22 protein-coding genes are annotated in these 20460 nt (G+C 72.7%); 11 read left to right on the top strand and 11 right to left on the bottom strand.

Annotation, left to right across the window (positions count from 1 at the left end; translation table 11 throughout):
* Positions 1–34: 34 nt before the first annotated feature.
* Positions 35–2083, top strand: a complete 2049-nt coding sequence (locus QSK39_RS16610; RefSeq protein WP_285478634.1) for an MMPL family transporter — start codon at positions 35–37, stop codon at positions 2081–2083.
* Here the strand turns inward: QSK39_RS16610 and QSK39_RS16605 are convergent.
* A complete protein-coding gene (locus QSK39_RS16605) occupies positions 2064–2441 on the bottom strand; it encodes a MerR family transcriptional regulator (RefSeq protein ID WP_285478633.1) in 378 nt (125 codons plus the stop codon). The two genes, QSK39_RS16610 and QSK39_RS16605, sit on opposite strands and share 20 nt — an antisense overlap.
* Before the next feature lie 47 nt (positions 2442–2488).
* On the opposite strand from QSK39_RS16605, the gene QSK39_RS16600 reads away from it, so the two are divergent.
* The gene (locus QSK39_RS16600; protein WP_285478632.1) at positions 2489–3283 is read left to right on the top strand and encodes an MBL fold metallo-hydrolase; all 795 of its coding nucleotides are present in this window, start codon (positions 2489–2491) and stop codon (positions 3281–3283) included.
* A gap of 251 nt (positions 3284–3534) precedes the next feature.
* Here the strand turns inward: QSK39_RS16600 and QSK39_RS16595 are convergent, their stop codons facing one another.
* From QSK39_RS16595 to QSK39_RS16565, 7 genes are all read right to left on the bottom strand, one after another.
* Positions 3535–3888: an STAS domain-containing protein gene (locus tag QSK39_RS16595; RefSeq protein ID WP_285478631.1), complete on the bottom strand. Its 354-nt coding sequence runs from the start codon at positions 3886–3888 to the stop codon at positions 3535–3537.
* Positions 3885–4955, bottom strand: a complete 1071-nt coding sequence (locus tag QSK39_RS16590; RefSeq protein ID WP_285478630.1) for a cobalamin B12-binding domain-containing protein — start codon at positions 4953–4955, stop codon at positions 3885–3887. Before QSK39_RS16590 ends, QSK39_RS16595 begins: the two co-directional genes overlap by 4 nt.
* Entirely contained in the window at positions 4952–6580 is a 1629-nt protein-coding gene (locus QSK39_RS16585; protein WP_502873282.1) for a PP2C family protein-serine/threonine phosphatase, read from the bottom strand. Before QSK39_RS16585 ends, QSK39_RS16590 begins: the two co-directional genes overlap by 4 nt.
* Entirely contained in the window at positions 6573–6968 is a 396-nt protein-coding gene (locus QSK39_RS16580; protein ID WP_285478629.1) for an ATP-binding protein, read from the bottom strand. The genes QSK39_RS16585 and QSK39_RS16580 overlap by 8 nt, the downstream gene beginning before the upstream one ends.
* Positions 6969–7060: 92 nt before the next feature.
* Positions 7061–7447 (bottom strand): STAS domain-containing protein, encoded by a 387-nt coding sequence (locus QSK39_RS16575; protein ID WP_285478628.1) that lies wholly within the window; start codon positions 7445–7447, stop codon positions 7061–7063.
* A 100-nt stretch (positions 7448–7547) separates the two neighbouring features.
* Positions 7548–8720, bottom strand: coding sequence for a VanZ family protein (locus tag QSK39_RS16570; protein ID WP_285478627.1), 1173 nt, complete (start codon positions 8718–8720; stop codon positions 7548–7550).
* A 75-nt stretch (positions 8721–8795) separates the two neighbouring features.
* Positions 8796–8990, bottom strand: coding sequence for an antitoxin (locus tag QSK39_RS16565; RefSeq protein WP_284746680.1), 195 nt, complete (start codon positions 8988–8990; stop codon positions 8796–8798).
* A 206-nt stretch (positions 8991–9196) separates the two neighbouring features.
* On the opposite strand from QSK39_RS16565, the gene QSK39_RS16560 reads away from it, so the two are divergent.
* The 5 genes from QSK39_RS16560 to QSK39_RS16540 all read left to right on the top strand — a co-directional run bounded on the left by QSK39_RS16560 (position 9197) and on the right by QSK39_RS16540 (position 14149).
* Positions 9197–10102, top strand: coding sequence for an NmrA family NAD(P)-binding protein (locus QSK39_RS16560; RefSeq protein WP_285478626.1), 906 nt, complete (start codon positions 9197–9199; stop codon positions 10100–10102).
* Positions 10099–10494, top strand: a complete 396-nt coding sequence (locus tag QSK39_RS16555; RefSeq protein WP_285478625.1) for a PPOX class F420-dependent oxidoreductase — start codon at positions 10099–10101, stop codon at positions 10492–10494. The genes QSK39_RS16560 and QSK39_RS16555 overlap by 4 nt, the downstream gene beginning before the upstream one ends.
* Before the next feature lie 114 nt (positions 10495–10608).
* The gene (locus tag QSK39_RS16550) at positions 10609–12318 is read left to right on the top strand and encodes a sulfatase-like hydrolase/transferase (protein WP_285478624.1); all 1710 of its coding nucleotides are present in this window, start codon (positions 10609–10611) and stop codon (positions 12316–12318) included.
* A gap of 110 nt (positions 12319–12428) precedes the next feature.
* Entirely contained in the window at positions 12429–13718 is a 1290-nt protein-coding gene (locus QSK39_RS16545) for a GGDEF domain-containing protein (protein WP_285478623.1), read from the top strand.
* A gap of 101 nt (positions 13719–13819) precedes the next feature.
* Complete coding sequence (locus QSK39_RS16540; RefSeq protein ID WP_285478622.1) at positions 13820–14149, top strand: hypothetical protein; 330 nt, start codon at positions 13820–13822, stop codon at positions 14147–14149.
* A gap of 69 nt (positions 14150–14218) precedes the next feature.
* On the opposite strand, the gene QSK39_RS16535 is transcribed toward QSK39_RS16540, so the two are convergent.
* Positions 14219–15307, bottom strand: coding sequence for a mandelate racemase/muconate lactonizing enzyme family protein (locus QSK39_RS16535; protein WP_285478621.1), 1089 nt, complete (start codon positions 15305–15307; stop codon positions 14219–14221).
* 399 nt (positions 15308–15706) lie between these two features.
* Here QSK39_RS16535 and QSK39_RS16530 point away from each other — a divergent pair, with 399 nt between their 5' ends.
* Genes QSK39_RS16530 through QSK39_RS16520 form a run of 3 tightly spaced genes read left to right on the top strand, consistent with a single transcriptional unit; the run spans position 15707 to position 17968 of the window.
* Positions 15707–16828 (top strand): S1 family peptidase, encoded by a 1122-nt coding sequence (locus tag QSK39_RS16530; protein ID WP_285478620.1) that lies wholly within the window; start codon positions 15707–15709, stop codon positions 16826–16828.
* 43 nt (positions 16829–16871) lie between these two features.
* Positions 16872–17372: a tRNA (N6-threonylcarbamoyladenosine(37)-N6)-methyltransferase TrmO gene (gene tsaA, locus QSK39_RS16525; protein ID WP_285478619.1), complete on the top strand. Its 501-nt coding sequence runs from the start codon at positions 16872–16874 to the stop codon at positions 17370–17372.
* Positions 17373–17425: 53 nt separating this feature from the next.
* The gene (locus QSK39_RS16520; RefSeq protein ID WP_285478618.1) at positions 17426–17968 is read left to right on the top strand and encodes a dihydrofolate reductase family protein; all 543 of its coding nucleotides are present in this window, start codon (positions 17426–17428) and stop codon (positions 17966–17968) included.
* Here the strand turns inward: QSK39_RS16520 and QSK39_RS16515 are convergent.
* Together QSK39_RS16515 and QSK39_RS16510 are read right to left on the bottom strand one after the other, a co-directional pair.
* Positions 17965–18555 (bottom strand): TetR/AcrR family transcriptional regulator, encoded by a 591-nt coding sequence (locus QSK39_RS16515; protein WP_285478617.1) that lies wholly within the window; start codon positions 18553–18555, stop codon positions 17965–17967. The genes QSK39_RS16520 and QSK39_RS16515 overlap by 4 nt on opposite strands.
* Positions 18556–18559: 4 nt before the next feature.
* Positions 18560–19429: an alpha/beta fold hydrolase gene (locus QSK39_RS16510; protein WP_285478616.1), complete on the bottom strand. Its 870-nt coding sequence runs from the start codon at positions 19427–19429 to the stop codon at positions 18560–18562.
* 174 nt (positions 19430–19603) lie between these two features.
* Between QSK39_RS16510 and QSK39_RS16505 the strand changes: the two genes are divergently transcribed.
* Complete coding sequence (locus tag QSK39_RS16505) at positions 19604–20362, top strand: D-Ala-D-Ala carboxypeptidase family metallohydrolase (protein ID WP_285478615.1); 759 nt, start codon at positions 19604–19606, stop codon at positions 20360–20362.
* The last annotated feature ends 98 nt before the right edge of the window (positions 20363–20460 follow it).

Here is a 20460-nt window from a genome sequence, read left to right as displayed (position 1 = left end):
GGGCGTGTTCGCCCTCGAAAGGACCTTAGCGACCATGAACGAGAAGCCGCGCCGCCTCCGCTGGCTGATCCCTGCCCTCCTGGTGATCGCCTGGCTCGGGCTGGGCGGGTTCGGCGGGCCGTTCGCCGGGAAGCTGAGCGAAGTCGCGAAGAACGACAACGCCGCCTTCCTGCCGCGCTCGGCCGAGGCCACCGAGGTCTCCGACGAGCAGAAGGCCTTCACCCCGCACCAGGTGCTGCCCGCGACCGTCGTCGCCGAGCGCACCACCGGCCTGACCGCCGACGACCGCCGGTTCCTCGACGCCAAGGCCCAGGAGCTGGGCGGGATCCCCGGCGTCGTCGGTCCGCTCGGCAAGCCGGAGCAGGCGCCGCGCGACGACCAGGCCGTGCAGCTCGCCGTGCCCATCTCCGCCGACGGCAATCCCGGCGACGTCGTCAAGGAGGTCCGCGCGCACCTCGAAGGCGCCCCGGCCGGGCTCACCGTGCTGGTCACCGGGCCGGCCGGGCAGATCGCCGACCTGGTGAAGGCCTTCGGCGGCATCGACGGCATCCTGCTGCTCGTCGCCGGCGGGGTCGTCGCGCTGATCCTCATCGTGGTCTACCGCAGCCCGCTGCTGCCGTTCCTGGTGCTGCTCTCGGCGGTGTTCGCGCTCGGCCTCGCCAGCCTCGTCGTCTACCTGCTGGCGAAGAACGACATCCTCGCGCTCAACGGCCAGAGCCAGGGCATCCTCTCGATCCTCGTGTTCGGCGCGGCGACCGACTACGCCCTGCTGACCGTCGCGCGGTTCCGGGAACAGCTGCGGGACACGCCCAGCCGGTTCGACGCGCTGAAGCTCGCCTGGCGCGCGACGCTCGAACCGATCGCCGCGTCGGCGGGCACCGTCATCCTCGGCGTGCTGTGCCTGCTGTTCAGCGACCTGAACTCCAACAAGGGCCTCGGCCCGGTCGCGGCGATCGGCATCGGCGCCGCCCTGCTGGCGTCCACCACGTTCCTTCCCGCCGTGCTGGCCCTCTGCGGCCGCGGCGCGTTCTGGCCGTTCAAGCCGGCCCTCGGCTCGCCGCACCCGGAGACGGCGGGGATCTGGGGCCGCGTGGCACGCCTCGTCGGCCGCCGCCCGCGGACGGTCTGGGTGGTGACGGCGCTGATCCTCGGTGTCGGCGTCGCGTTCCTGCCGCAGCTCAAGGCGTCCGGCACCGCGCAGTCCGACGTCTTCCTCACCCAGGTCGAATCCGGGACCGGGCAGGACGTCCTCGGCCGGCACTTCCCGGGCGGCCTCGGCGCGCCCGTCATCACGATCGCCGGCGCGGACGCCGTGCCCGCCGTGCTGGCGGCGTCCAAAATGGACGGTGTGGCGCAGTCGGTGCCGCTGCCCAAGGTGGTGAACGGCCGTGTGCAGATCCTCTCCGTGCTCGACGATCCGGCGGACTCCGAAGCGGCGGTCGCGACCGTCGGCAAGCTGCGCGACGCCGTGCACGCGATTCCCGGCGCGGACGCGAAAGTCGGGGGCCCGACGGCGATCCAGCTCGACACGCAGAAGACCTCGGAGCACGACCGCGCGCTGATCATCCCGATCGTGCTGCTGGTGATCTTCCTCGTGCTGGCCCTGCTCCTGCGGTCGCTGCTCGCGCCACTGCTGCTGATCGCGACGGTGGTGCTGTCGTTCGCGGCGACGATGGGCGTGTCCGCCCTGGTGTTCAACCACCTCCTGGACTTCCCCGGCGCGGACCCCGTGGTGCCGCTGTTCGGGTTCGTCTTCCTGGTGGCGCTGGGGATCGACTACAACATCTTCCTGATGACGCGGGTCCGCGAGGAGGCGCTGACCCGCGGCACGCGCGACGGCACGCTGCGCGGGCTGTCGCTGACCGGCGGCGTGATCACGTCGGCCGGCGTGGTGCTCGCCGCGACGTTCTCGGCGCTCGCGGTGATCCCGATCCTGTTCCTCGCGCAGATCGCGTTCATCGTCGCGTTCGGCGTCCTGCTGGACACGTTCCTGGTGCGGTCGCTGCTGGTGCCCGCGCTGACCGTGGACGTCGGGCGCCATGTCTGGTGGCCGTCCAAGCTGGCTAAGAAATCGCCTGCTTGAAGTCCGGGCACTCGACCAGCGGCACGTGGTCGCAGGTCGCGGCGTGGCGGAGGCTGTCGCGCATCCGGGTGAGCCGGTCGATGGCGTCGTCGAGCTCGGTCGCCTTGACGGCCATGCGCTCGCGCAGCGCGTCGTCGCTCGGGGTCGCCACGAGGAAGCGGGCGATCTCCGCGATCGTGAACCCCGCGCCGCGGGCGCAGGCCACGAGGTCGAGGCGGCGCAGGACGTCCGGGTGGTACGTGCGGCGCAGGCCGTTGCGGCCGGCCGGTTCGACGAGCCCGCGCTTCTCGTAGAACCGCAGCGCGGACGGCGCCAGCCCGGACTTCTCGGCGACTTCGGCGATGTCGAGCAGGGTCATCGTGGCCTCCTTGACTTGAAGCGTAGTTCAAGTCGGACGATGGCGGCATGAAGATCCACCACCTCAACTGCGGGTCCGTGCGGCAGATCGAAGCCCCCGGACTCCCCGCCGCGCACGCGGTCAACCACTGCCTGCTCGCCGAGACCGAGCACGACGGCCTGGTGCTCGTCGAAACCGGTCTCGGCCTCGACGACGTCCGCGACCCCGACCGCACGCTGGGCGGCGACTGGGTCACCATGGCCCAGCCGCTGCTGGCCGAGGACGAGACGGCGGTCCGGCAGATCGCCCGGCTCGGCTTCTCACCGGAGGACGTGCGGCACGTCGTCGTCACCCACCTCGACGTCGACCATTGCGGCGGCCTGCCCGACTTCCCGGACGCGCGGGTCCACGTCCTCACGGCCGAACTCGACGCGGCGCTGGCCGAGGCACCGAGCTTCCGCTACCGGCCGGCGCACTGGGCCCACGGCCCGAAGTGGGAAACCTACGCAACCCCGTCCGGGGACGACTGGTTCGGCTTCGCTTCGGTGCCGGTGCGGGACGTCGCGGCGGACATCCGGCTGGTCCCGCTCGGCGGGCACACGGCGGGCCACGCGGGAGTCGCGGTGCACGACGGAACGGGCTGGCTGCTGCACTGCGGCGACGCGTACTACTACCACCGCGAGCTGACCGCCGACCCCGAGCCGCACCCGGTGCTGGACATCGTCCAGACCCGCTCGGAGATCCACCACGACGTGCGGGTCGGCACGCAGGCACGGCTACGCGAGCTGGCGCGGCGCCACGGCGACGAGGTGACACTCTTCAGCGCCCACGACCCGTGGGAGCTGGACCGCCTGCGAGCATGAGTCGACGGGCGGCGAGTGCCCTGAATGACTCATTCACCTCATCCGACGAAATGAATGACTCATTCAAGACATTCGGGTCACCCGCCTCAGCGACCCGGCCGGCCCCGACCGCGACCCGGGAGGGCTTGCTGGACAGCGCCGAGGAGTCGCGGCGGCCCGGCATCGGCAGGTGGCGTCCGGGGCCGGTGCCGCGGCGATCCAGCCGGGCGCACCCTGGCTACCGGGGTGCAGGTGACCGGCCAGGACCGACGCTAGGAGTCGCGGCGCGCGCGTGAGTCGGCGGCCTCGCCGGTGAGGTACGCCGTCGTGCCGGTCAACGCCAGCAAGCGATCCAGCGCGGGTGTTCGGTTGTCCAGGTGGAGCCGGGACCCCGCGCCGGTGACCGCGCGGTGGACCAGCAGCAGGGTGGACAGCCCGGAGGAGTCGCAGAAGGCGACCTCGCCGCAGTCGAGCCGGACGTCCTGCACGTCCGGGTGCTCGGCCAGGCGGTCGGTGACCAGCTGCAGCAGCAGCCGCGCCGTGGCGAACTCGAGCTCGCCGACGATCGCGACGCGGGCCGTCGCGCTGTCCGATGCCGTCCAGGTGCAGCTCAGCCCGCCGGTCATGCCGACCGCTCCGATCCGGTCGCCGGCTCCGCCAGGTGCGTGCGCGCGGTGCGGAGCAGGTCGGTCGCCCGGGGGAAGTCGCGCAGCTCCGCTTCGAGCAGGTCGAGCGCGGGCACCAGCGATGCGGCCGGGACGCCTCGCGCGGTCAGGATCCCGGCGGTCCAGCTCAGGAAACCGGTGAACAGCTCGCCGTCGCCGACGTACAGCGCCGTCGCCAGGAACTCGACGATGTGCGCGAGGTCCTCGGCCGTGTGCTGGCGCTGCAGGTCGGTGTAGGCCCGCATCGCCGGGATGCGCTCCTCCAGGCCGGTCAGCACCGACTTGACGAGCCGGCCCGAGCTGCGCGTGACCAGCGTGTACTCCTGGTCGGCCAGGTGCGGCAGGTCGTCGAGCGGCTGGTGCCCGGCGTGCGGGCGGGGGAGCGGTTCGGCGAGCCGGTCGGCGGCCGAGCGCGCGTCCGGCGCCCACGCCTCGGCGCCGAGCAGCCGGGCGTACCGGCCGTCGGGGCCGAAGGCCGCGCCGCCGGCGATGACCGGCGTCGCGGCCGCCTGGCACGCGGTGATCGTGGCGTGCGCGGTCGGCAGCCGGGTGGCGATCGACCCGGACAGCGCGACCGCGTCCGGCCCGGTGCGGTGCAGGTGGGCGACCAGGTGCGGGGCGGGCACCTGCGCGCCGAGGTAGTCGACCTGGAAGCCGCGCAGCCGCAGCACCTCGGCGAGCAGCCGGGCGGGCATCGCGTGCCACTCGCCGTCGACGCAGGCGACGGTGACCCGGCCGAGGTGCGGGTCCGGCCGCTTCAGCACGTAACCGAAGGTCGCGATGACGCGGTCGTTGATCGCGGTCGCCGCGTGCTCCTGGGCGACCGTGAGGCGGTTGGCCGCCCACTCCTGCCCGACCCGGCGCTGGACCGCGCCGATCACGTCGAGCAGCAGGCTCTCCGGGTCGGCCCCGTCGCCGAGCGCCTGGACCACGACGTCGCCGGCGGCGTACTCGTCGCCGGTCGTGACAGCGTCCCAAAGCCGTTCGGCGTGCTCGGCCACCCCGGGGGTGCGGGTGGTGGTGCTCATGCCGTGTACCTCCCGCGCCCGTGACCGCCGACCGCGGCCAAGTGCTGCCCGCGTGGTGCGGTGATGGCCAGCACGGCCATGTCGTCGTGGGTGCCGCGGCCGATCCACTGCGAGGCGAGCATCTGGATCCGCTCGACGACGGCGTCGGCCGGCATGTTCGCGCACTCGACGAGCGACTGCCGGAGCCGGTCCTCGCCGAACATCGCGTCCCCGAGCGGGCCGCCCCGCGCTTCGATGATCCCGTCGGTGTAGAGCAGGCACGTCTCGCCCGGGTCGAGCGTGATGTCCGCCCCGGTCGACTCGATCTCCGGCAGCACGCCGATCAGGCTCCCGTGCGTGTCGGCCTCCTCGACCCGGCCGTCGGCCCGGACGATCAGGGGCGGCGGGTGGCCCGCGCACGTGACGCGCAGCCGGACGGTGGCGCCTTCGCGGCGGGCCGAGGCCAGCACGAGGGTGACGAAGCGGGCGTCCCGGCGGTCGGCGAGCGTGCGGTTCAGCAGGTTCAGCAGCCCCTGGTGGTCGCCCGCCATCGGCAGCAGCGCACGCAGCGTGGTGCGGATCTTCCCGGTCAGCACGGCCGCGTCGAGGCCCTTGCCGCAGACGTCGCCGAGCACGGCCAGCGACTCGTCGCTCTCGGCGTCGATCGCCGAGTGCACGTCGTAGAAGTCACCGCCGATCCGCTCGCCGTCGCGGGCCGGCCGGTAGCGGCCGGCGAACTCGACGCCGCCGAGCTGCTCGAGGGTGGGCGGGAGCAGCTCGCGCATCAGCGTGTCGGTGATCGACGCCTGCAGCGCGAACACGCGCGCCGCCGACATCGCCGCGCCGGCCCGCGCCGCGAACAGCCGGGCGAAGAGCTCCTCCTGGTCGGTGAAGGAGGCGCGCTCGCCGCGGCGGAGCAGGACCAGGGCACCGGCGGGGACGCCGTGGCCGGGCAGGGGCGTGACGACGATCGACCCGACCGGGCCGAACCCCGCCGGCAGCACCCAGCCGGGGGCGGCGTCCGGGTCGAGCCAGCGCGAAGGCACCGGCGGGAAGCCCTGCAGCGCCTCGCCGAGCCCGGGCAGCTCGTCCGGGTCGATCTCCAGCCGGGACCGCGCCGGCTCCTCGCCGCGCACGCAGGAGACGGCGGGGTAGTTCCCGCCCGTCGTGGGGGCCAGGACCAGGGCCGCGTCGGCGAGGTGCTGCGCGGCGAGCCGGGCGGCGACCTCCATGCAGCGTTCCAGGTTGAGCGAACCCAGCAGCGCGGCCGAGGCGTCGCTGAGGAACGCGGTGCGCTCCTGCTCGCGGGCCAGGGCGTCCTGGGCGACGCGGGTGTCGGTCTCGTCGACCAGCCACCACGTCACGGCCTCGCCGTGCGGGATCGGGTGCGCCGCGAAGGCCTGCTCGCCGACCTCGCCGCGGACGACCCCGCCGTCGCGGCGGTCGTGCGCCCCGGCCAGCCAGTCCGCCACCGTGTCGGCCAGGAGCCGGCCGGGCGCGGCGGTGGGGAAGAGCGTGCGCGCGGCTTCGTTGAGCGCGAGGACGACGCCGCCGGCGTCGGCGGACAGGGCGGCCATCGGCGCGGCGCCCCAGCCGCGGTCGCCGAGGTCGGGGGCCCTGCGCGCGGTGCGCACCGGGTCAGCCACGGGCGCCCGCAGGGTCGTCGGTGGCCAGCTCGGCCCACAGCGTCTTGCCGCTGGGCCGGCGCAGCTGGCCCCACGCCGCCGCGCAGCGCTCCACCAGCAGGAGCCCGCGGCCGCCCTGGTCGGACGGCGCCCGGCGGCGGGCGGACGCGCTCCCGCCGTCGTCGACCTCGATCCGCAGCTTGGCGGCGCCGGGCAGCAGGCGCACGTGGTAGGGCGCGCGGCCGTGGCGCAGCGCGTTGGACGTCAGCTCGTCCACCACCATGACCGCGGTGCTGACGACGTTGGCCGGGAGCCCGCCCAGGACCGTGCGGACCCAGTGGCGGACCTTGGCCAGCTCGGTGAGCTCGGCGGTGATGCCGAGCTCGTGCCGGATGCCTCTCAGGTTCATGTCCGCCTCCTCCGCCTTGCCGGGCCCCGGGGAGAAGCCCTCCCCTTCTTCATGCCCGGATCCGGTCCCGCCCACACGGATATCGGAGGCCGTCACGTTTCTTCGCCCCAAGAGGCACGCACCGCAGCGAGGCTCGGGTGCAGCGGCATGACGTCGCCGAGGCCAAGCAGCTCGATCGGCCGGACCACCGCGTGCACGGTCGACACGACGGCCAGCCGGCCGCCGGCGTCGCGCAGGCGGGTGCCGAGCCGCAGCAGGATCTGCAGGCAGCTGGAGTCGCAGTACGCCACCTCGGTCATGTCCAGCACGATCCGGCGGGCGCCGGGCTCGGCCGGGAGGAGTCCGGCGAGCTTCGCCGAGACCGCGAAGTCGAACTCGCCGCGCAGGGTGTAGATCTCCAGGTCGCGGTCCTCGTGGATGTCCACGGACCAGCCGTCACCGGAAAACCGCTGCCGAGGCCGCAGTGCGTCGGTGGTCATGCAAGCTCCAGAATGGGGGATCGGGGACGCGGGCTGGCGGCTCAACCTGCTCCCGTCGCAATCTACCAGCGCCCTCCGGCCGAGGCAGCACGGTGCCCCATCACAGTCCTTTAAGGACTTTGTCGGGGCGGGCCGGTTCGGCCGCCGGTTCGGGCTCCGGTTCGGCCGGTCCCACGATGGCGACGTTGACCGTGCGGGTCAGCCGTTCGTAGGGCGCCCGGTGCTCGCCGTCCAGCAGCACCGCCAGCGGCGTCCAGACGCCCACGACGAACACCGACGCGGCCAGCGCGACGGGCAGGAGCAGCTGCTCGGGGTGCCTGCCGAGGTCCCAGTGGTCCAGCTCCAGGAGCCACCACGTGAGCCACAGGGGCGAGAGCAGGACGCCGTTGCGGACCAGCAGCGCGACGGGCCCGGCGCGGCGGCGGCCCCGGCGGACCACGCGCAGCAGCATCGCCCGCTTCCCGGGCGTCGACCCGGTCACCGCGGGCAGCACCACGAACCAGACGAGGGCGAGGATCACCACCGGCGTGTCGCGGTGCTCGAGATCCTCGCCGAACAGCGTCAGCAGGCCGAACAGGAAGCCGAGCAGCGCGGCGAACCCGAGCAGGTCGGTGGCCAGCGCGAACAGCCGCCGGGTGAACGTGACCCGCGCGGCGTAGTGGCGCCGGTCGTGCTCGGGCTGCGGCGAGGGCAGCAGTCGGCCGAGCGGACCGGCCAGCAGCCAGCCCACGACGACGCCCGCCGTGTTGAGGATCAGGTCGTCGACGCTGAACAGCCGGTACGGGCACGGGTAGACGAACCACAGGCCGGTCAGCTGCGTCAGCTCGAAGAACAGCGACACGCCGAAGCCGATCAGCGCGGCGGGCACGATCCGCATCCGCTGCGCGTAGCGGACGTAGAAGCCGAGCGGCGCGAGCATCACGACGTTGAGCGCGGTGGTCCAGACCGCCGGGTTGTGCAGCAGCGCGCCGGGGCTCCAATGCCCGCGGGCGCGCTGCGAAACCACCTCGACGAAGTAGAAAGGCCGCAACTGCGGAGAACTCGCGTACGTGTGCCCGGCGCAGTACGACGGGTCGGCGGGCAGCGGCAGCACCGTCTGCGTGGCGATCGCCAGCAGGTAGAACAGGAACGCGTAGAACACGAACGTCGGCCAGCCGCCGGCGCGGCCCCGCCGGCGGTAGCTGACGAAGGCGGCCGGGAGCATGACGGCCAGCACGAGGAACGGGAAGAGGATGAGGGCGGTGCGGACGGGGACGAGATAGGTGGCGACCACGGAGCCGGTGGTACCCAGCCGAGCGGGGAGCGAAGCGTGCTTCCCCCGGACGGCTGGGCGCGCACCGGGGCGGGCTTACTGCGGGGGCGCGTCCTGCTGCCCGCCGCCCTGCTTGTGCAGGAAGTCCTTCACCTTGTCCGAGCCCTGGTCGATCTTGTCGGCGTGGTCGCCGAAGCGCTGCTTGGCGGCCTCGGCGGCCTTGTCGACACCCTGGTCGGCCTTGTCGGGGTTGTTCCCGAGGGCTTCCTTCGCCTTGTCGAACAGGTTCATCGCTGCGGGCCTTCCGTGCGGAATCGATCTTCGGACCTCCCGAGCAGACCACCGGCGCAACCGGCCCGCAACCGAACGGCGGCAGGCACTCACCTGTCGTGGGTATTACCGCCCCTTTCCCGGGTGAAAGCCGGGCTCGCGGGTTTGGGACCGGCGGGTTCGGGTACGGCCGATTCCTTTTGGTCGCGGGCCCGGTCGGTACAGGCATGAGCACTCCCCACGAAGAGAAGAGGGTGGTGGCCGTCGTCGGCGCCACCGGGCGGCAGGGCGGCGGGCTGGTCCGCTCGATCGCCGCGGACCCCGGCGGCGCGTTCGCCGTCCGGGCCATCACCCGTGACGCGGGTTCGCCGCGCGCGAAGGAACTGGCCGGCCTGGGTGCCGAGGTCGTGACCGCGGACCTCGACGACCCCGCGTCGGTCGAGGCGGCCTTCGCGGGCGCGTACGGCGCTTTCTGCGTCACGTCCGCCCAGGAGCACCCGCCGGAACGGGAACGGGCGCACGCCGCGACGATGGCCGCGGCCGCGCGGGACACCGGCGTCGCGCACGTCGTGTGGTCGACGTTCGAGGACACGCGGACGCTCGCCGACGACCGGGTCCCGCTGCTGCCGGGCGGCTATCGCGTCCCGCACTACGACGTCAAGGGCGCGGCCGACGCGGAGTTCGCGGGCGTGCCCACGACGTTCCTGCGCACGGCGTTCTACTGGGAGAACTTCCTGGACGGCGGCGGCCCGCGCCGCGGCGAGGACGGTGTCCTCGCGCTGGCGCTGCCGCTCGGACCGGCGCGCCTGCCCGGCATCGCGGTGGCCGACATCGGCCGCTGCGCCCACGCGATCCTGCGCCGTCCGGAGCTGGTGGGGCGGACGGTGAGCATCACCGGCGAGAACCTCACCGGCGCCGAGCTCGCGGCCGCGTTCGCCGAGGCCCACGGCGAACCCGTGCGGTTCGACGACGTTCCGCCCGACGTCCTCCCCGCCGAGCTGGCCAACATGTTCCGGTTCACCCGGGAGTTCGAAGCCGCGTACGCGGGCGCTCGCGACCCCGCCGAGGTCCGGAAGCTCCACCCCGGCCTGCTGACCTTCGTCGACTGGCTTTCCGAAAGGACGTCCCGGTGACCGTGCCCCTGCCCGACGCCGCCCGCGAGGTGCTCGACGGCCCGCACACGGCGGTGATCGCCACCTCGAACGCCGACGGACGGCCGCAGTCGTCGGTGATCTTCGTGAAGCGCGACGGCGACACCGTCGTGTTCAGCACCATCGAAGGCCGGCTGAAGACGCGCAACATGCGGCGCGACCCGCGGGTCAGCCTGCTGGTCTCGAGCAACCCCGGCCGGTACGTCGAAATCCGCGGCCGCGTCGAAGTCACCGGTGACCCGGAAAAGGTCCTGCTGCACGAAATGTACGACCGCTACATGGGTGGCAAGACACCGCCCCCGGAACCGGACGCGCGGCGGCTGATCGTCCGGATCGTCCCGGAAAAGCTCTACCTCTGGCCGCCCGCGGCGTGACCGGGCGCGGCGGCGTGAACCGCACGCCGCCGCGCCCCGTATATGCGGTGAGACCGCCGTCCCCGCCGCAGGGGATCGGCGGCCGACCCGTGAACCGTGATGTGAGGCCGCACCATGATGGGAACCACCGGTCTGCCGCTGCCGCGGCGTGCCCGCCGCCGCACCCCGGAGGGGGGTGCACCGCTGCCGGACTTCGGGCTGCCCCGGGCCGCCCGGCGGCACGCCGTCGCGAGCGTGGTGCTCACCGTCCTGGCCGGGCTGCTGGTGCTCTTCGCGCTCCTCGCGCCCGACGACCTCAACTCGTTCTCGCCGGAAGCGCTGGTCCGCGTCCCGGTGGAGGGCCTGATCGTGGCCGCGTTCGTGCTGGTCCTGCCGCCGCGGGCGCGCGGCGTCGTCGCGGTGCTGGTCGGGCTGGTGCTGGGCCTGCTCACCGTGCTGAAGGCGCTCGACACGGGCTTCTACGCGACGCTGGAGAAGCCGTTCGACCCGATCTACGACTGGAGCTTCTTCAACGCCGGGGTCGAGTTCCTCGCGGGCGAGATCGGGGACGTGGGTGCGTACGCCGCGCTGGCCGGTGCCGTGGTGCTCGCGATCGCGATCGTCGCCTTCATGGTGCTCGCGATGCTGCGGCTGAGCCGGATCGCGGCCGGCCGGCGGACCGGCGCGACGCGGGTGGTGGCCGTGCTCGGCGTGATCTGGATCGTCTGCTCGGTGTTCGGCGTCGAGATCGCGCCGGGCCAGCCGGTCGCCGCCCAGAACGCCGCCGCCTCGGCGTACGACGACCTGCGCCAGGTGAGCACCGACCTGCGAGAACAGCGGCCGTTCGGTGAGCTGGCCGCCGACGACGCGTTCCGGAACACCCCGGGTGACCAGCTGCTGAACGGGCTGCGCGGCAAGAACGTGGTGCTCACGTTCGTGGAGAGCTACGGCCGCGTCGCGCTCGACGACCCGGAGTTCGCGCCGAAGATCGGCGCGACGCTCGACGCGGGCACCGCCCAGCTGAAGGCGGCGGGCATCGGCGCGAAGAGCGCGTTCCTGTCGTCCTCGACGTTCGGCGGCGGCAGCTGGCTCGCGCACTCCACCGTCGAGTCCGGCATGTGGATCGACAACCAGCAGCGCTACAACAACCTGCTCGACAGCGACCGGCTGACCCTCGGCGGTGCGTTCCAGAAGGCGGGCTGGAAGACGGTCTGGGACGTCCCCGCGCACACGAAGGACTGGCCGGAGGGCCAGCGGTTCTACCACCCGGACGCCTACTACGACTTCCGGAACATCGGCTACAAGGGCCCGGGGTTCGCCTATGCGACGATGCCGGACCAGTACACGTTCTCGATGCTGCAGCGCAACGAGCTCGCGAAGAGCGCGCAGAAGCCGGTGATGGCCGAGTTGGACCTCGTGTCCAGCCACGCGCCGTGGTCGCCCCGGCCCTGGCTGGTGGACTGGAACCAGGTCGGCGACGGCTCGATCTTCGCGCCGCAGCCGGGGGCGGGGGAGGCGCCGGAGTCGGTCTGGAAGGACCCGGAGAAGATCCGCGAGGCCTACCGCGACGCCACCGACTACTCGCTCAAGACGCTGATCTCGTTCATGCAGCACTACGGCGACGACAACACGGTGCTCGTGTTCCTCGGCGACCACCAGCCGCCGGTGGTCACCCCGCAGGGCGCGGTGCACGACGTGCCGATCACGATCGTGGCGAAGGACCCGAAGGTGCTGGACCGGATCTCCGGCTGGGGCTGGACCGACGGCCTGCACCCGGCCGCGCAGGCCCCGGTCTGGAAGATGGACTCCTTCCGCGACCGCTTCCTGACCGCGTTCGCCCACTGACCGTCCACTTCGGACACCCCGTCCGGCGGCTTCCGCGGGCCCGCCCGGTGCGCCTATCCTGGGAGCGCCGGGCGGGGGAGCCCGGCCGATCCACGGCCACGGGAGGGAAAGTGGATCAGCAGGGGGAAATCGGTGCTGCCCGTCCGGAGCGACCCGGCGGGCTGCGTACCGCGCCGCCCGGTGTCCTGCCGTACTACCTGGCGGTCGAGGTCACCGCGGTCGTGCTGCCGTTCGCCGTGCCGTCTCCGGTGCCGACGGTACGGGAGTGGGTGTTCTTCGCGGTCCTGCTCGGCTCGGCGGTCGTGCAGACCGAGCTGTCCGCGAAAGCCGAGAGGATGCGGCGGTTCCTGGCCAGCAATCCGCACGTCACCGTCACTTCCGTGTGGTTCTTCGCCGGGGCGCTCTCGCTGCCGCCGCTGCTCGCGGTCGTGCTGGCGGTGCTGGTCTACGGGCACTTCTGGCTGCGCACGGTGGGCGGCGTTCCGGGTGCCCGGCCGTACCGGGCGGCGTGCTCGGTCGCGACCCACGTGGTCACCGTCTTCGCCGTCCACGCCGCGGCCGGGCTGTTCGGCGGCCTGGCCGGAACGGCCGCGGGCGGTCTGACGTTCGTGCTGGTCAACAACCTGCTGGTGCTGATCGGGTTCAAGCTGCACGATCCGGCGTGCCCGTTCCTCTCCTTCGCGGGTTCGGCGTCGGAAAACCTGCTCGACGCGGCGACGCTGTGCCTCGGCGCGGCCGCCGCGGCGCTGCTGGTGGTGCGGCCTTTGCTGGTTCCGCTGCTGGTACTGCCCCTCGTCCTGCTGCACCGCGGCGAGCTCGGGCGGCGGCTGGAACTGCGAGCCCGCGATCCCAAGACCGGCCTGCTCTCGATCGCCCAGTGGCGGACGCGGGCGGAGGCCGAGCTCGGCCGGGCGGCGCGCGCCGGCGGGCACTGCGCGATCCTGATGCTCGACCTCGACCACTTCAAGCGGGTCAACGACACCTACGGGCACCTGGCGGGCGACGACGTCCTCCGCGCGGTCGCCGATGCCGTCCGGGGCGAGGTGCGGATCTACGACGCGGTCGGGCGGTTCGGCGGCGAGGAGTTCGTCGTGCTGCTGCCCGGCATCGGGCAGGTCCACTCCGTGGCGGTCGCCGAGCGGATCCGCGACGCGGTGGCGGAGCTGGCCGTGGTGGTGGCGGACGGGACGCGGATCGCCGGGCTTTCGGTGTCCATCGGGGTGGCGGTGCACCCGGACGCGGGCCGCGAGGTGGACGAAGTGCTCGGGGCCGCGGACAAGGCCGTCTACGCGGCGAAGAACGCCGGGCGTGATCGGGTTTGCGTCAGCCGTTGCGGAATCGCGCGGCCGTCCACCATCCGTCCAGGGGCGCGGGCTAGCCCGGATGGAGCAGCGTCGTGACTTTCCGCTGCGCTCGCATTCACTGTTCCGATGAATTGCCGGTAATTCTTCCGCCCTCCTAAGCTCGGTTGCGTCGGGGTTCTCCGCGTTGAGGAGTGGTCATGCGCAGGAAATTGGCGGTTCTCGCGGTCGCTGTGTTTTCGCTGTTCGGATTGTCGGTCGTGCCCGCGGTCGCGGCCGGCGGCGACTTCGCGCCACCCGGCTGTTTCGGCGAGCGCTACGGAACGCTCTTCGGGCAGGGCGTCTCGGTCAGCTGCTTCCCCGGCCAGGGCTACGGGTACCGCGTGCTCGCCCACTGCGCCAACGGCAGCGCGTTCTGGTTCGTGGCCGGTGATTTCGTGCCGTACGGATTCGGCCCGGCGACCGCGGAATGCGCCGGGGCGCTGCTCGTCCCGGCGCGGGTGGTCACCTACCAGGTCGACGAAATCTGATTTCGGGAAGAACCGTCCGGCCACCCATTTCCGGGTGGCCGGGCGGTGTCGTGTTCGCGGTTTCGGTTTTCACGATGTGCGGCGGTCGTCCATGGCGTCGCGGTCCCAGTCGATTCCGAGCCCGGGTGTTTCCGGGGCCACGGCGTGGCCGTTTTCGACGGTGAGTCCGGTGCGGGTGATCGCGCGCAGCTGGGGGATGTGCTCGACGTACCGGCCGTTCGGCACGGCCGCCGCGAGGCTGACGTGCAGTTCCATGAGGAAGTGCGGGCAGACCTCGACGTTGAAGGCCTCGGCCAGGTGGGCGACCTTGAGCCACGGCGTGATGCCGCCGACCCGGGCCACGTCCGGCTGCACGATCGAGGCGGCGCCGCGGTGCAGGTAGTCGCGGAACTGCGCGATCGAGTAGAGCGACTCGCCGACGGCGATCGGGACCGCGGTGGCGGCGGCGAGCCGGGCGTGCCCGGAGACGTCGTCGGCCGGCAGCGGTTCCTCCAGCCAGAACAGGTCGAGCGGGCCGAACGCCGCCGCCCGGCGGACGGCCTCGGCGGCCGTCATCGACTGGTTCGCGTCCACCATCAGGTCGAACCGCGGCCCGACGGCCGCGCGGACCGCGGCGAGCCGGTCGAGGTCCTCGCTCGCGTCGGGCTTGCCGATCTTCACCTTGACGCCGCCCCACCCGGCGGTCGCGGCGGCCTTCGCGCCGGTGACGAGCTCCTCGGTGCTCAGGTGCAGCCAGCCGCCCTCGGTGTCGTAGAGGGGAACGCGCGCCCGGAACCCGCCGGCGACGCGCCACAGCGGTTCGCCGGCCCGCCGGCACTTGAGGTCCCACAGCGCGGTGTCGACGGCGGCCAGCGCGAGCGAGGTGATGGCCCCGACGGTCGTCGCCCGGGTGGCGGCGAACAGGTCCCGCCACAGCGCCTCGACCAGCCGGGAGTCCCGCCCGAGGAGGCGGGGGAGCAGGTGATCGCGCAGCAGCGCGACGACGGAGCTGCCCCCGGTGCCGATCGTGTAGGAGTAGCCGAGCCCGCTGCCGCCGTCGTCGGTGGTCAGCTCGACGAAGACGGTCTCCTGGGACGTGAACGCCTGCACGGCGTCGGTCCGGACCCGTTCGACCTCGACATCGACGAGAAAGGCCTCGGCCCGCGTGACGACAGTCAACGATCCCCCTGACAGAATCCTATAGGAAATATGATTCTTGCCCGGTGGGGTGAACGCTGTCAACGGCCGGGGTGCCGCTGAGGGGGACGCTCATGCACGTCTGCTGCCCCGCAGACTCTCTTTCGGACCCGCGGCGGGGCCCCCGTGTTCTACTGGTCCAAACCTTTCTGAGGCGGTGCGCGACCGCCGGCGCGGACGAGGCGAGGCCTGTTCGCGGTTCTTTCGCGAGCACGAAACTCCTTGTGTGGCAAGCGTTGTGCGCGCGAAGTCCACAACGGACAGACGTTCGCCTCCGCGAATTCCGGACAGAAGACCGGACAAATCTGGACCACCCCCACGATCCGCCCGCACACTCGGCCCACGGTGAGTTTCTTTCCCCCCTGCCTCGAAGGAGACCTCATGCGTCGAAGAATCGCCCTCGCCCTCGGCGGCGCCGCCGTCCTGACCGCGTCCCTCGCCTCCGCGTCACTCAGTCCGGCCGTCGCTTCGCCCGGGTTGATTTCCGCCATGCAGCGGGACTTCGGCCTGACCGCCGCCCAGGCCGAAACCCGGCTCGGCCAGGAAATCACCGCCGCGCGGGTGATGCCGGCCGCGCAGCAGGCCGCCGGCGCCGCCTTCGGGGGTGCCTGGTTCGACCCCGCGCTCGGCAAGCTCGTCGTCGGCGTGACCGACCCCGCCGCGGCGACCGCCGTCCGGCAGGCCGGGGCCGAAGCCGCGCCGGCGAAGGTCAGCGCCGCGAAGCTCGACGCGGCCAAGGCCGCGATCGACGCCTCCGCCAAGGCCGACCCCGCACCGGCGGCCGTCAGCGGCTGGCGCACCGACCCGCGCGCCGGGAGTGTCGTGGTGACCCTGCGGCCCGGCGCGCACGGCGCCGACGTCGACTCCTTCCTGGCGCGGGCCGCGAAAGCCGGCCCGGTGACCGTGGCGACCGCACCGGCCGCCGAGCCGTTCTCGGCGGGCACCGTCGGCGGCGACCCGTACTACATCAACGGCAACACCCGCTGCTCGATCGGCTTCTCCGTGAACGGCGGGTTCGTCAGCGCCGGGCACTGCGGCGGCGTCGGCAGTTCGGTCGTCGGCTGGGACGGCTCCGCGATGGGCAGCTTCGCCGGTTCTTCCTTCCCCGGCAACGACTATTCGTTCATCCGCACCGGCAACGGCTGGTGGAACGCGCCGGTCGTGCTCGGCTGGGGCACGGTGAGCGACGCGCTCGTCCGCGGCTCCTGGGTCGCGCCGGTGGGCACCTCGGTGTGCCGCTCGGGCTCGACGACGCACTGGCACTGCGGGGTCGTGGAAGGGCTCAACGAGACCGTCAACTACTCCCAGGGCGCCGTCTACCAGGTGACCCGCACGAACGTCTGCGCCGAACCCGGTGACTCCGGCGGTTCCTTCATCACCGGCGACCAGGCCCAGGGCGTGACGTCCGGCGGCTGGGGCAACTGCAGCTCCGGCGGCGAGACGTGGTTCCAGCCGGTGAACGAGATCCTGCAGACCTACGGTCTCTCGCTCGTCACCGCGTAGTGCGTCGCGCACGGCACCGGTCGCCAGGTCCTACGCTGGGCCGATGATCCCGATCGGTGTCGTGCGCACCGCCCGCACGGACCTCGAGCACACGCCCGTCCAGGCGGGCGCGAACCGCGCCGAAGAAGGCACGATCGAGCTCGACCCGCGGTACACCGAAGGCCTGGCCGGGCTGGCCGGGTTCGACTACGCGTGGCTGCTCAGCCTGCTGGACCGCCCCGACCGGCCGGGCACGCTGACGCAGGTCCCGTACCTGCTCCGCCGCGAGGGCCGCCGGATGGGCATCTTCGCCACCCGCGGCCCGCGGCGGCCGAACCCGATCGGGCTGAGCCTGGTCCGGCTCCTCGGCGTCGACGGCGCCACCATCCGCTTCGCCGGGGTCGACCTGCTGGACGGCACGCCCGTGCTCGACCTCAAGCCGTACGTGACGCGGTTCGACCGGCCGCCCGGCGAGCCCGCGTGCGGGTGGTTCGACGCGGTCGAGGTCGAAGACGGGACGACTCCCGCGCACCTGGGCGATGAATCCGGCGGGCGCCGCCGGTAGGTACCGGTGAGGCCGCGCCACCCGGGCGCGGCGGGAATCCACCGGGAGTGGTCATGAGCGTGATCGTCGTCGAGTTCCTCACCCTGGACGGTGTCGTCGAGGACCCGGACGGCTCCGGGGGCACGGCCGCCGGCGGCTGGGCCTTCCGGCACGGCCCGGAGGCGGTGGCCGGGGACAAGTTCCGGCTGGGCACCCTGCTCGAAACCGGCACCCTGCTGTTCGGCCGCACCACGTGGGAGCTGTTCGCCAAGCTGTGGCCCGGCCGCACCGGCGAATTCCCCGACCGCCTCAACGCGGCCCGGAAGCTGGTCGCTTCGCGGACGCTGACCGACGTGTCCGCGTGGCAGAACTCCTCGCTGCTGCACGGAGATCTCGTCGACGAGGTCACCAAGGACACGGGCGATCTGATCGTCATCGGGTCGGTCGGGATCGTGCAGGCGCTCGGCCGCCACGGTCTGGTCGACGAGTACCGCCTGCTCGTCTTCCCGAGCGTGGCCGGAGAGGGCAGACGGCTCTTCGAAGACGCCGTGGACCTGCGGCTGGTGTCGAGCACGCCGGTCGGGCCCGCGGTGCTGAGCACCTACACGACGCGTTAGGTCCGCAGGAGGCTCGCGAGCCAGCCGCCGAGGACCTGCTGGACCTCGGCGCGGGTCCGCGCCGGTTCGTCGGCCGCGGCGATCATCCTCGCCGCCTCCATCACCGCGCTGAGCACCAGCTGCGCCAGGGCGCGAACGGGCATCTCGACGATCAGCCCGTCCGCCCTGGCCTGCTCCAGCACGGCGACGATCAGGCCGAGGCCGTACTCCGCCTCGATCTCGCGCCAGACGTCCCAGCCCAGCACGGCCGGGGCGTCGGTGAGCGAGATGCGGCGGACCTCCTCGCGCAGGCAGGCGTCGAGGAAGACGCCGAGCCCCTGCATCATGCCGGTCAGCGGGTCCGCGCCGCCGGCGAACGCGGCCTGGACCTCCTCGGTCAGCTCGCGTTCCAGCTCTTCGACGACGGCCCGGAACAGGCCCTGCTTGTCGGCGTAGTGGTGGTACAGCGCGCCGCGGGTGACGCCGGCGGCGCGGGTGATCTCGTCGGCCGGGACGGCCTGGTAGCCGCGGGCTGCGAACAGTTCGCGCGCGGCGGCGACCAGGGCGGCCTTCGTGCCGGCGGAACGGTCCTGCTGGGTACGTCGCACCCGCCTAATCTGCCATGACGCCCGCGAACTCGACGATGTGCCCGGCCAGCGCGGCGGGCTGGTCTTCGGAGACGAAGGTGTAGGAGTCCGGGACTTCCACGACCCTCGCGTCCGGGAGCAGCGCGGCGAGGCGGTGGGCCAGCCGGATCGGGAAGAGCTTGTCCTCCGGGGCCCACGCGAGCAGCACCGGCCGGTCGAAGGTCCGCAGCGCCTCCGCGGCGGCGAGCGTGTGCCGCGGGTGCACCTCGCGCAGCAGCTTGCGCAGGTCGCGGCGCACCCCGGCGGACTTCCGCAGCGGCGACAGGTAGGCCTGCGCGACGGCGTCCGGCAGCGGCCGCTTGGTCACCCAGCCGAAGAGCACGGGCAGCGGGTACAGCGCGCGGATCCGCAGCAGCTGCCCGAGCACCGCCATCGAACCGGGGATCCGGGCGATCGGCGGCAGTGCCTTGAAGATCGGCGGGAAGAAGTACTCGAAGCAGTCCGACGGCGTGAGCACGACCCGCCCGACCCGCTCCGGACGGCGGCTGAGCAGGATCTGCGTCAGCGCACCGCCGGTGTCGTTCGCGACGAGCGTGACGTCCCGCAGGTCGAGCGCGTCGAGGAAGTCGGCGATCAGGTCGGCGTTGCCGGCGGGGGAGAGGTCGGCGTCCGCCCGCATCGGGAGGTCGTGCGAGCCGAGCGGCAGATCCGGGGCCAGGCACCGCAATCCGGCGGCGGCGACGTCCGGCACCACCTTCCGCCACAGCTCGGCGTTCGTCAGCACCCCGTGGACGAACACCACCGGGGCACCCGCACCCCGCTCGAAGTACCGCACCTCGCCGGCCGGCAGCCGGACCCGGCGCTCCTGACCCAGGGATTCGCTCCGATTCGTCATGGGGCGAGGATACATACGTGGTGTATGTATGTAAATGAGTGTGGCTCGTCAGGGATTCACGAAGAGTGCGGCCGGCCGGCGCGGGGCCCGGGCCGGCGGGGATGGAGCTTGGCGGATCTTTGGCCGGCCGGGGTCTGCTGCGGCGCCCTGTCGCCGAGCACTTCGGAGGTTCCGATGAGCCCGTCCCGCTTCGACCGCCGCACCCTGATCAAGTCCGGGCTCGCCCTGGCCGGTGGCGTCGCCGCGATGACGGCTTTCCCCGCGGTCGCGGAGGCCTACTCCTGGCCGTCTTCGCTGAAGTCCGGCTCGACCGGCGCCGCCGTGAAGGAGCTGCAGATCCGCGTCGCCGGGTGGGCCGCCGACGGTCCGCAGCAGACCTACGTCTCGGTCGACGGGGACTTCGGGCCCGGCACCACGGCCGCGCTGAAGCGCTTCCAGGCCGCGAACCACCTGACGGCGAACGGGATCGCCGACGCCGACGACTTCGCCGCGCTCGACGCTCTCGAGTCGGCCGACGGCTCGACCGCGCACTTCGAGTGGAGCGAGTTCATGTCGAAGGACGGCACCGGGTTCGGCGGCGGGAAAGTCGCCGAGGCGACGGTCAAGGAGAACGTCCGCCGGCTGATGTACAAGCTGGAAGCGTTGCGGCTCAAGGCGGGCGGCCGGTCGATCACGATCTCCTCCGGCTTTCGCAGCATCGCGCACAACCAGTCGGTCGGCGGCGCGTCGAACAGCATGCACGTCTACGGCACCGCGGCCGACGCCTACGTCAACGGGCTGAGCACCCGCCAGGTCTACGTGCTCGCCGAGGCCTGCGGCTTCTCCGGACTGGAGCGGTACACGCTCTCGGACGCGCACCAGCACGTCGACAGCCGGGTGGAATACGCCTACGGCTCGCAGAGCTGGTGGTGGGAGAGCGGGACCGTGAGCTGACGAAACGCGGTGGCGCCCCGGACTTGGCTTCGGGGAAAGGTCGGACCCGGGGCCGCCACCGCCCGCGGGACAGCTGACACGGTGTCCTGCGGTGGATC

It is taken from the genome of Amycolatopsis sp. NBRC 101858 (genome assembly GCF_030269325.1).
Taxonomy (GTDB): Bacteria; Actinomycetota; Actinomycetes; order Mycobacteriales; family Pseudonocardiaceae; genus Amycolatopsis; species Amycolatopsis ponsaeliensis.
The sequence above is the reverse complement of the archived record's forward strand: the minus strand, read 5'-3'. Positions and strand labels throughout refer to the sequence as shown.

Coding starts and splice junctions, on each gene's coding strand:
- QSK39_RS16580 (WP_285478629.1), bottom strand. CDS start 6,968: ATGAACCTGAGAGGCATCCGGCACGAGCTCGGCATCACCGCCGAGCTC.
- QSK39_RS16595 (WP_285478631.1), bottom strand. CDS start 3,888: ATGACCGGCGGGCTGAGCTGCACCTGGACGGCATCGGACAGCGCGACG.
- QSK39_RS16600 (WP_285478632.1), top strand. CDS start 2,489: ATGAAGATCCACCACCTCAACTGCGGGTCCGTGCGGCAGATCGAAGCC.
- QSK39_RS16610 (WP_285478634.1), top strand. CDS start 35: ATGAACGAGAAGCCGCGCCGCCTCCGCTGGCTGATCCCTGCCCTCCTG.
- QSK39_RS16520 (WP_285478618.1), top strand. CDS start 17,426: ATGAGCGTGATCGTCGTCGAGTTCCTCACCCTGGACGGTGTCGTCGAG.
- QSK39_RS16605 (WP_285478633.1), bottom strand. CDS start 2,441: ATGACCCTGCTCGACATCGCCGAAGTCGCCGAGAAGTCCGGGCTGGCG.
- QSK39_RS16575 (WP_285478628.1), bottom strand. CDS start 7,447: ATGACCACCGACGCACTGCGGCCTCGGCAGCGGTTTTCCGGTGACGGC.
- QSK39_RS16550 (WP_285478624.1), top strand. CDS start 10,609: ATGATGGGAACCACCGGTCTGCCGCTGCCGCGGCGTGCCCGCCGCCGC.
- QSK39_RS16590 (WP_285478630.1), bottom strand. CDS start 4,955: ATGAGCACCACCACCCGCACCCCCGGGGTGGCCGAGCACGCCGAACGG.
- QSK39_RS16530 (WP_285478620.1), top strand. CDS start 15,707: ATGCGTCGAAGAATCGCCCTCGCCCTCGGCGGCGCCGCCGTCCTGACC.
- QSK39_RS16505 (WP_285478615.1), top strand. CDS start 19,604: ATGAGCCCGTCCCGCTTCGACCGCCGCACCCTGATCAAGTCCGGGCTC.
- tsaA (WP_285478619.1), top strand. CDS start 16,872: ATGATCCCGATCGGTGTCGTGCGCACCGCCCGCACGGACCTCGAGCAC.
- QSK39_RS16540 (WP_285478622.1), top strand. CDS start 13,820: ATGCGCAGGAAATTGGCGGTTCTCGCGGTCGCTGTGTTTTCGCTGTTC.
- QSK39_RS16565 (WP_284746680.1), bottom strand. CDS start 8,990: ATGAACCTGTTCGACAAGGCGAAGGAAGCCCTCGGGAACAACCCCGAC.
- QSK39_RS16510 (WP_285478616.1), bottom strand. CDS start 19,429: ATGACGAATCGGAGCGAATCCCTGGGTCAGGAGCGCCGGGTCCGGCTG.
- QSK39_RS16560 (WP_285478626.1), top strand. CDS start 9,197: ATGAGCACTCCCCACGAAGAGAAGAGGGTGGTGGCCGTCGTCGGCGCC.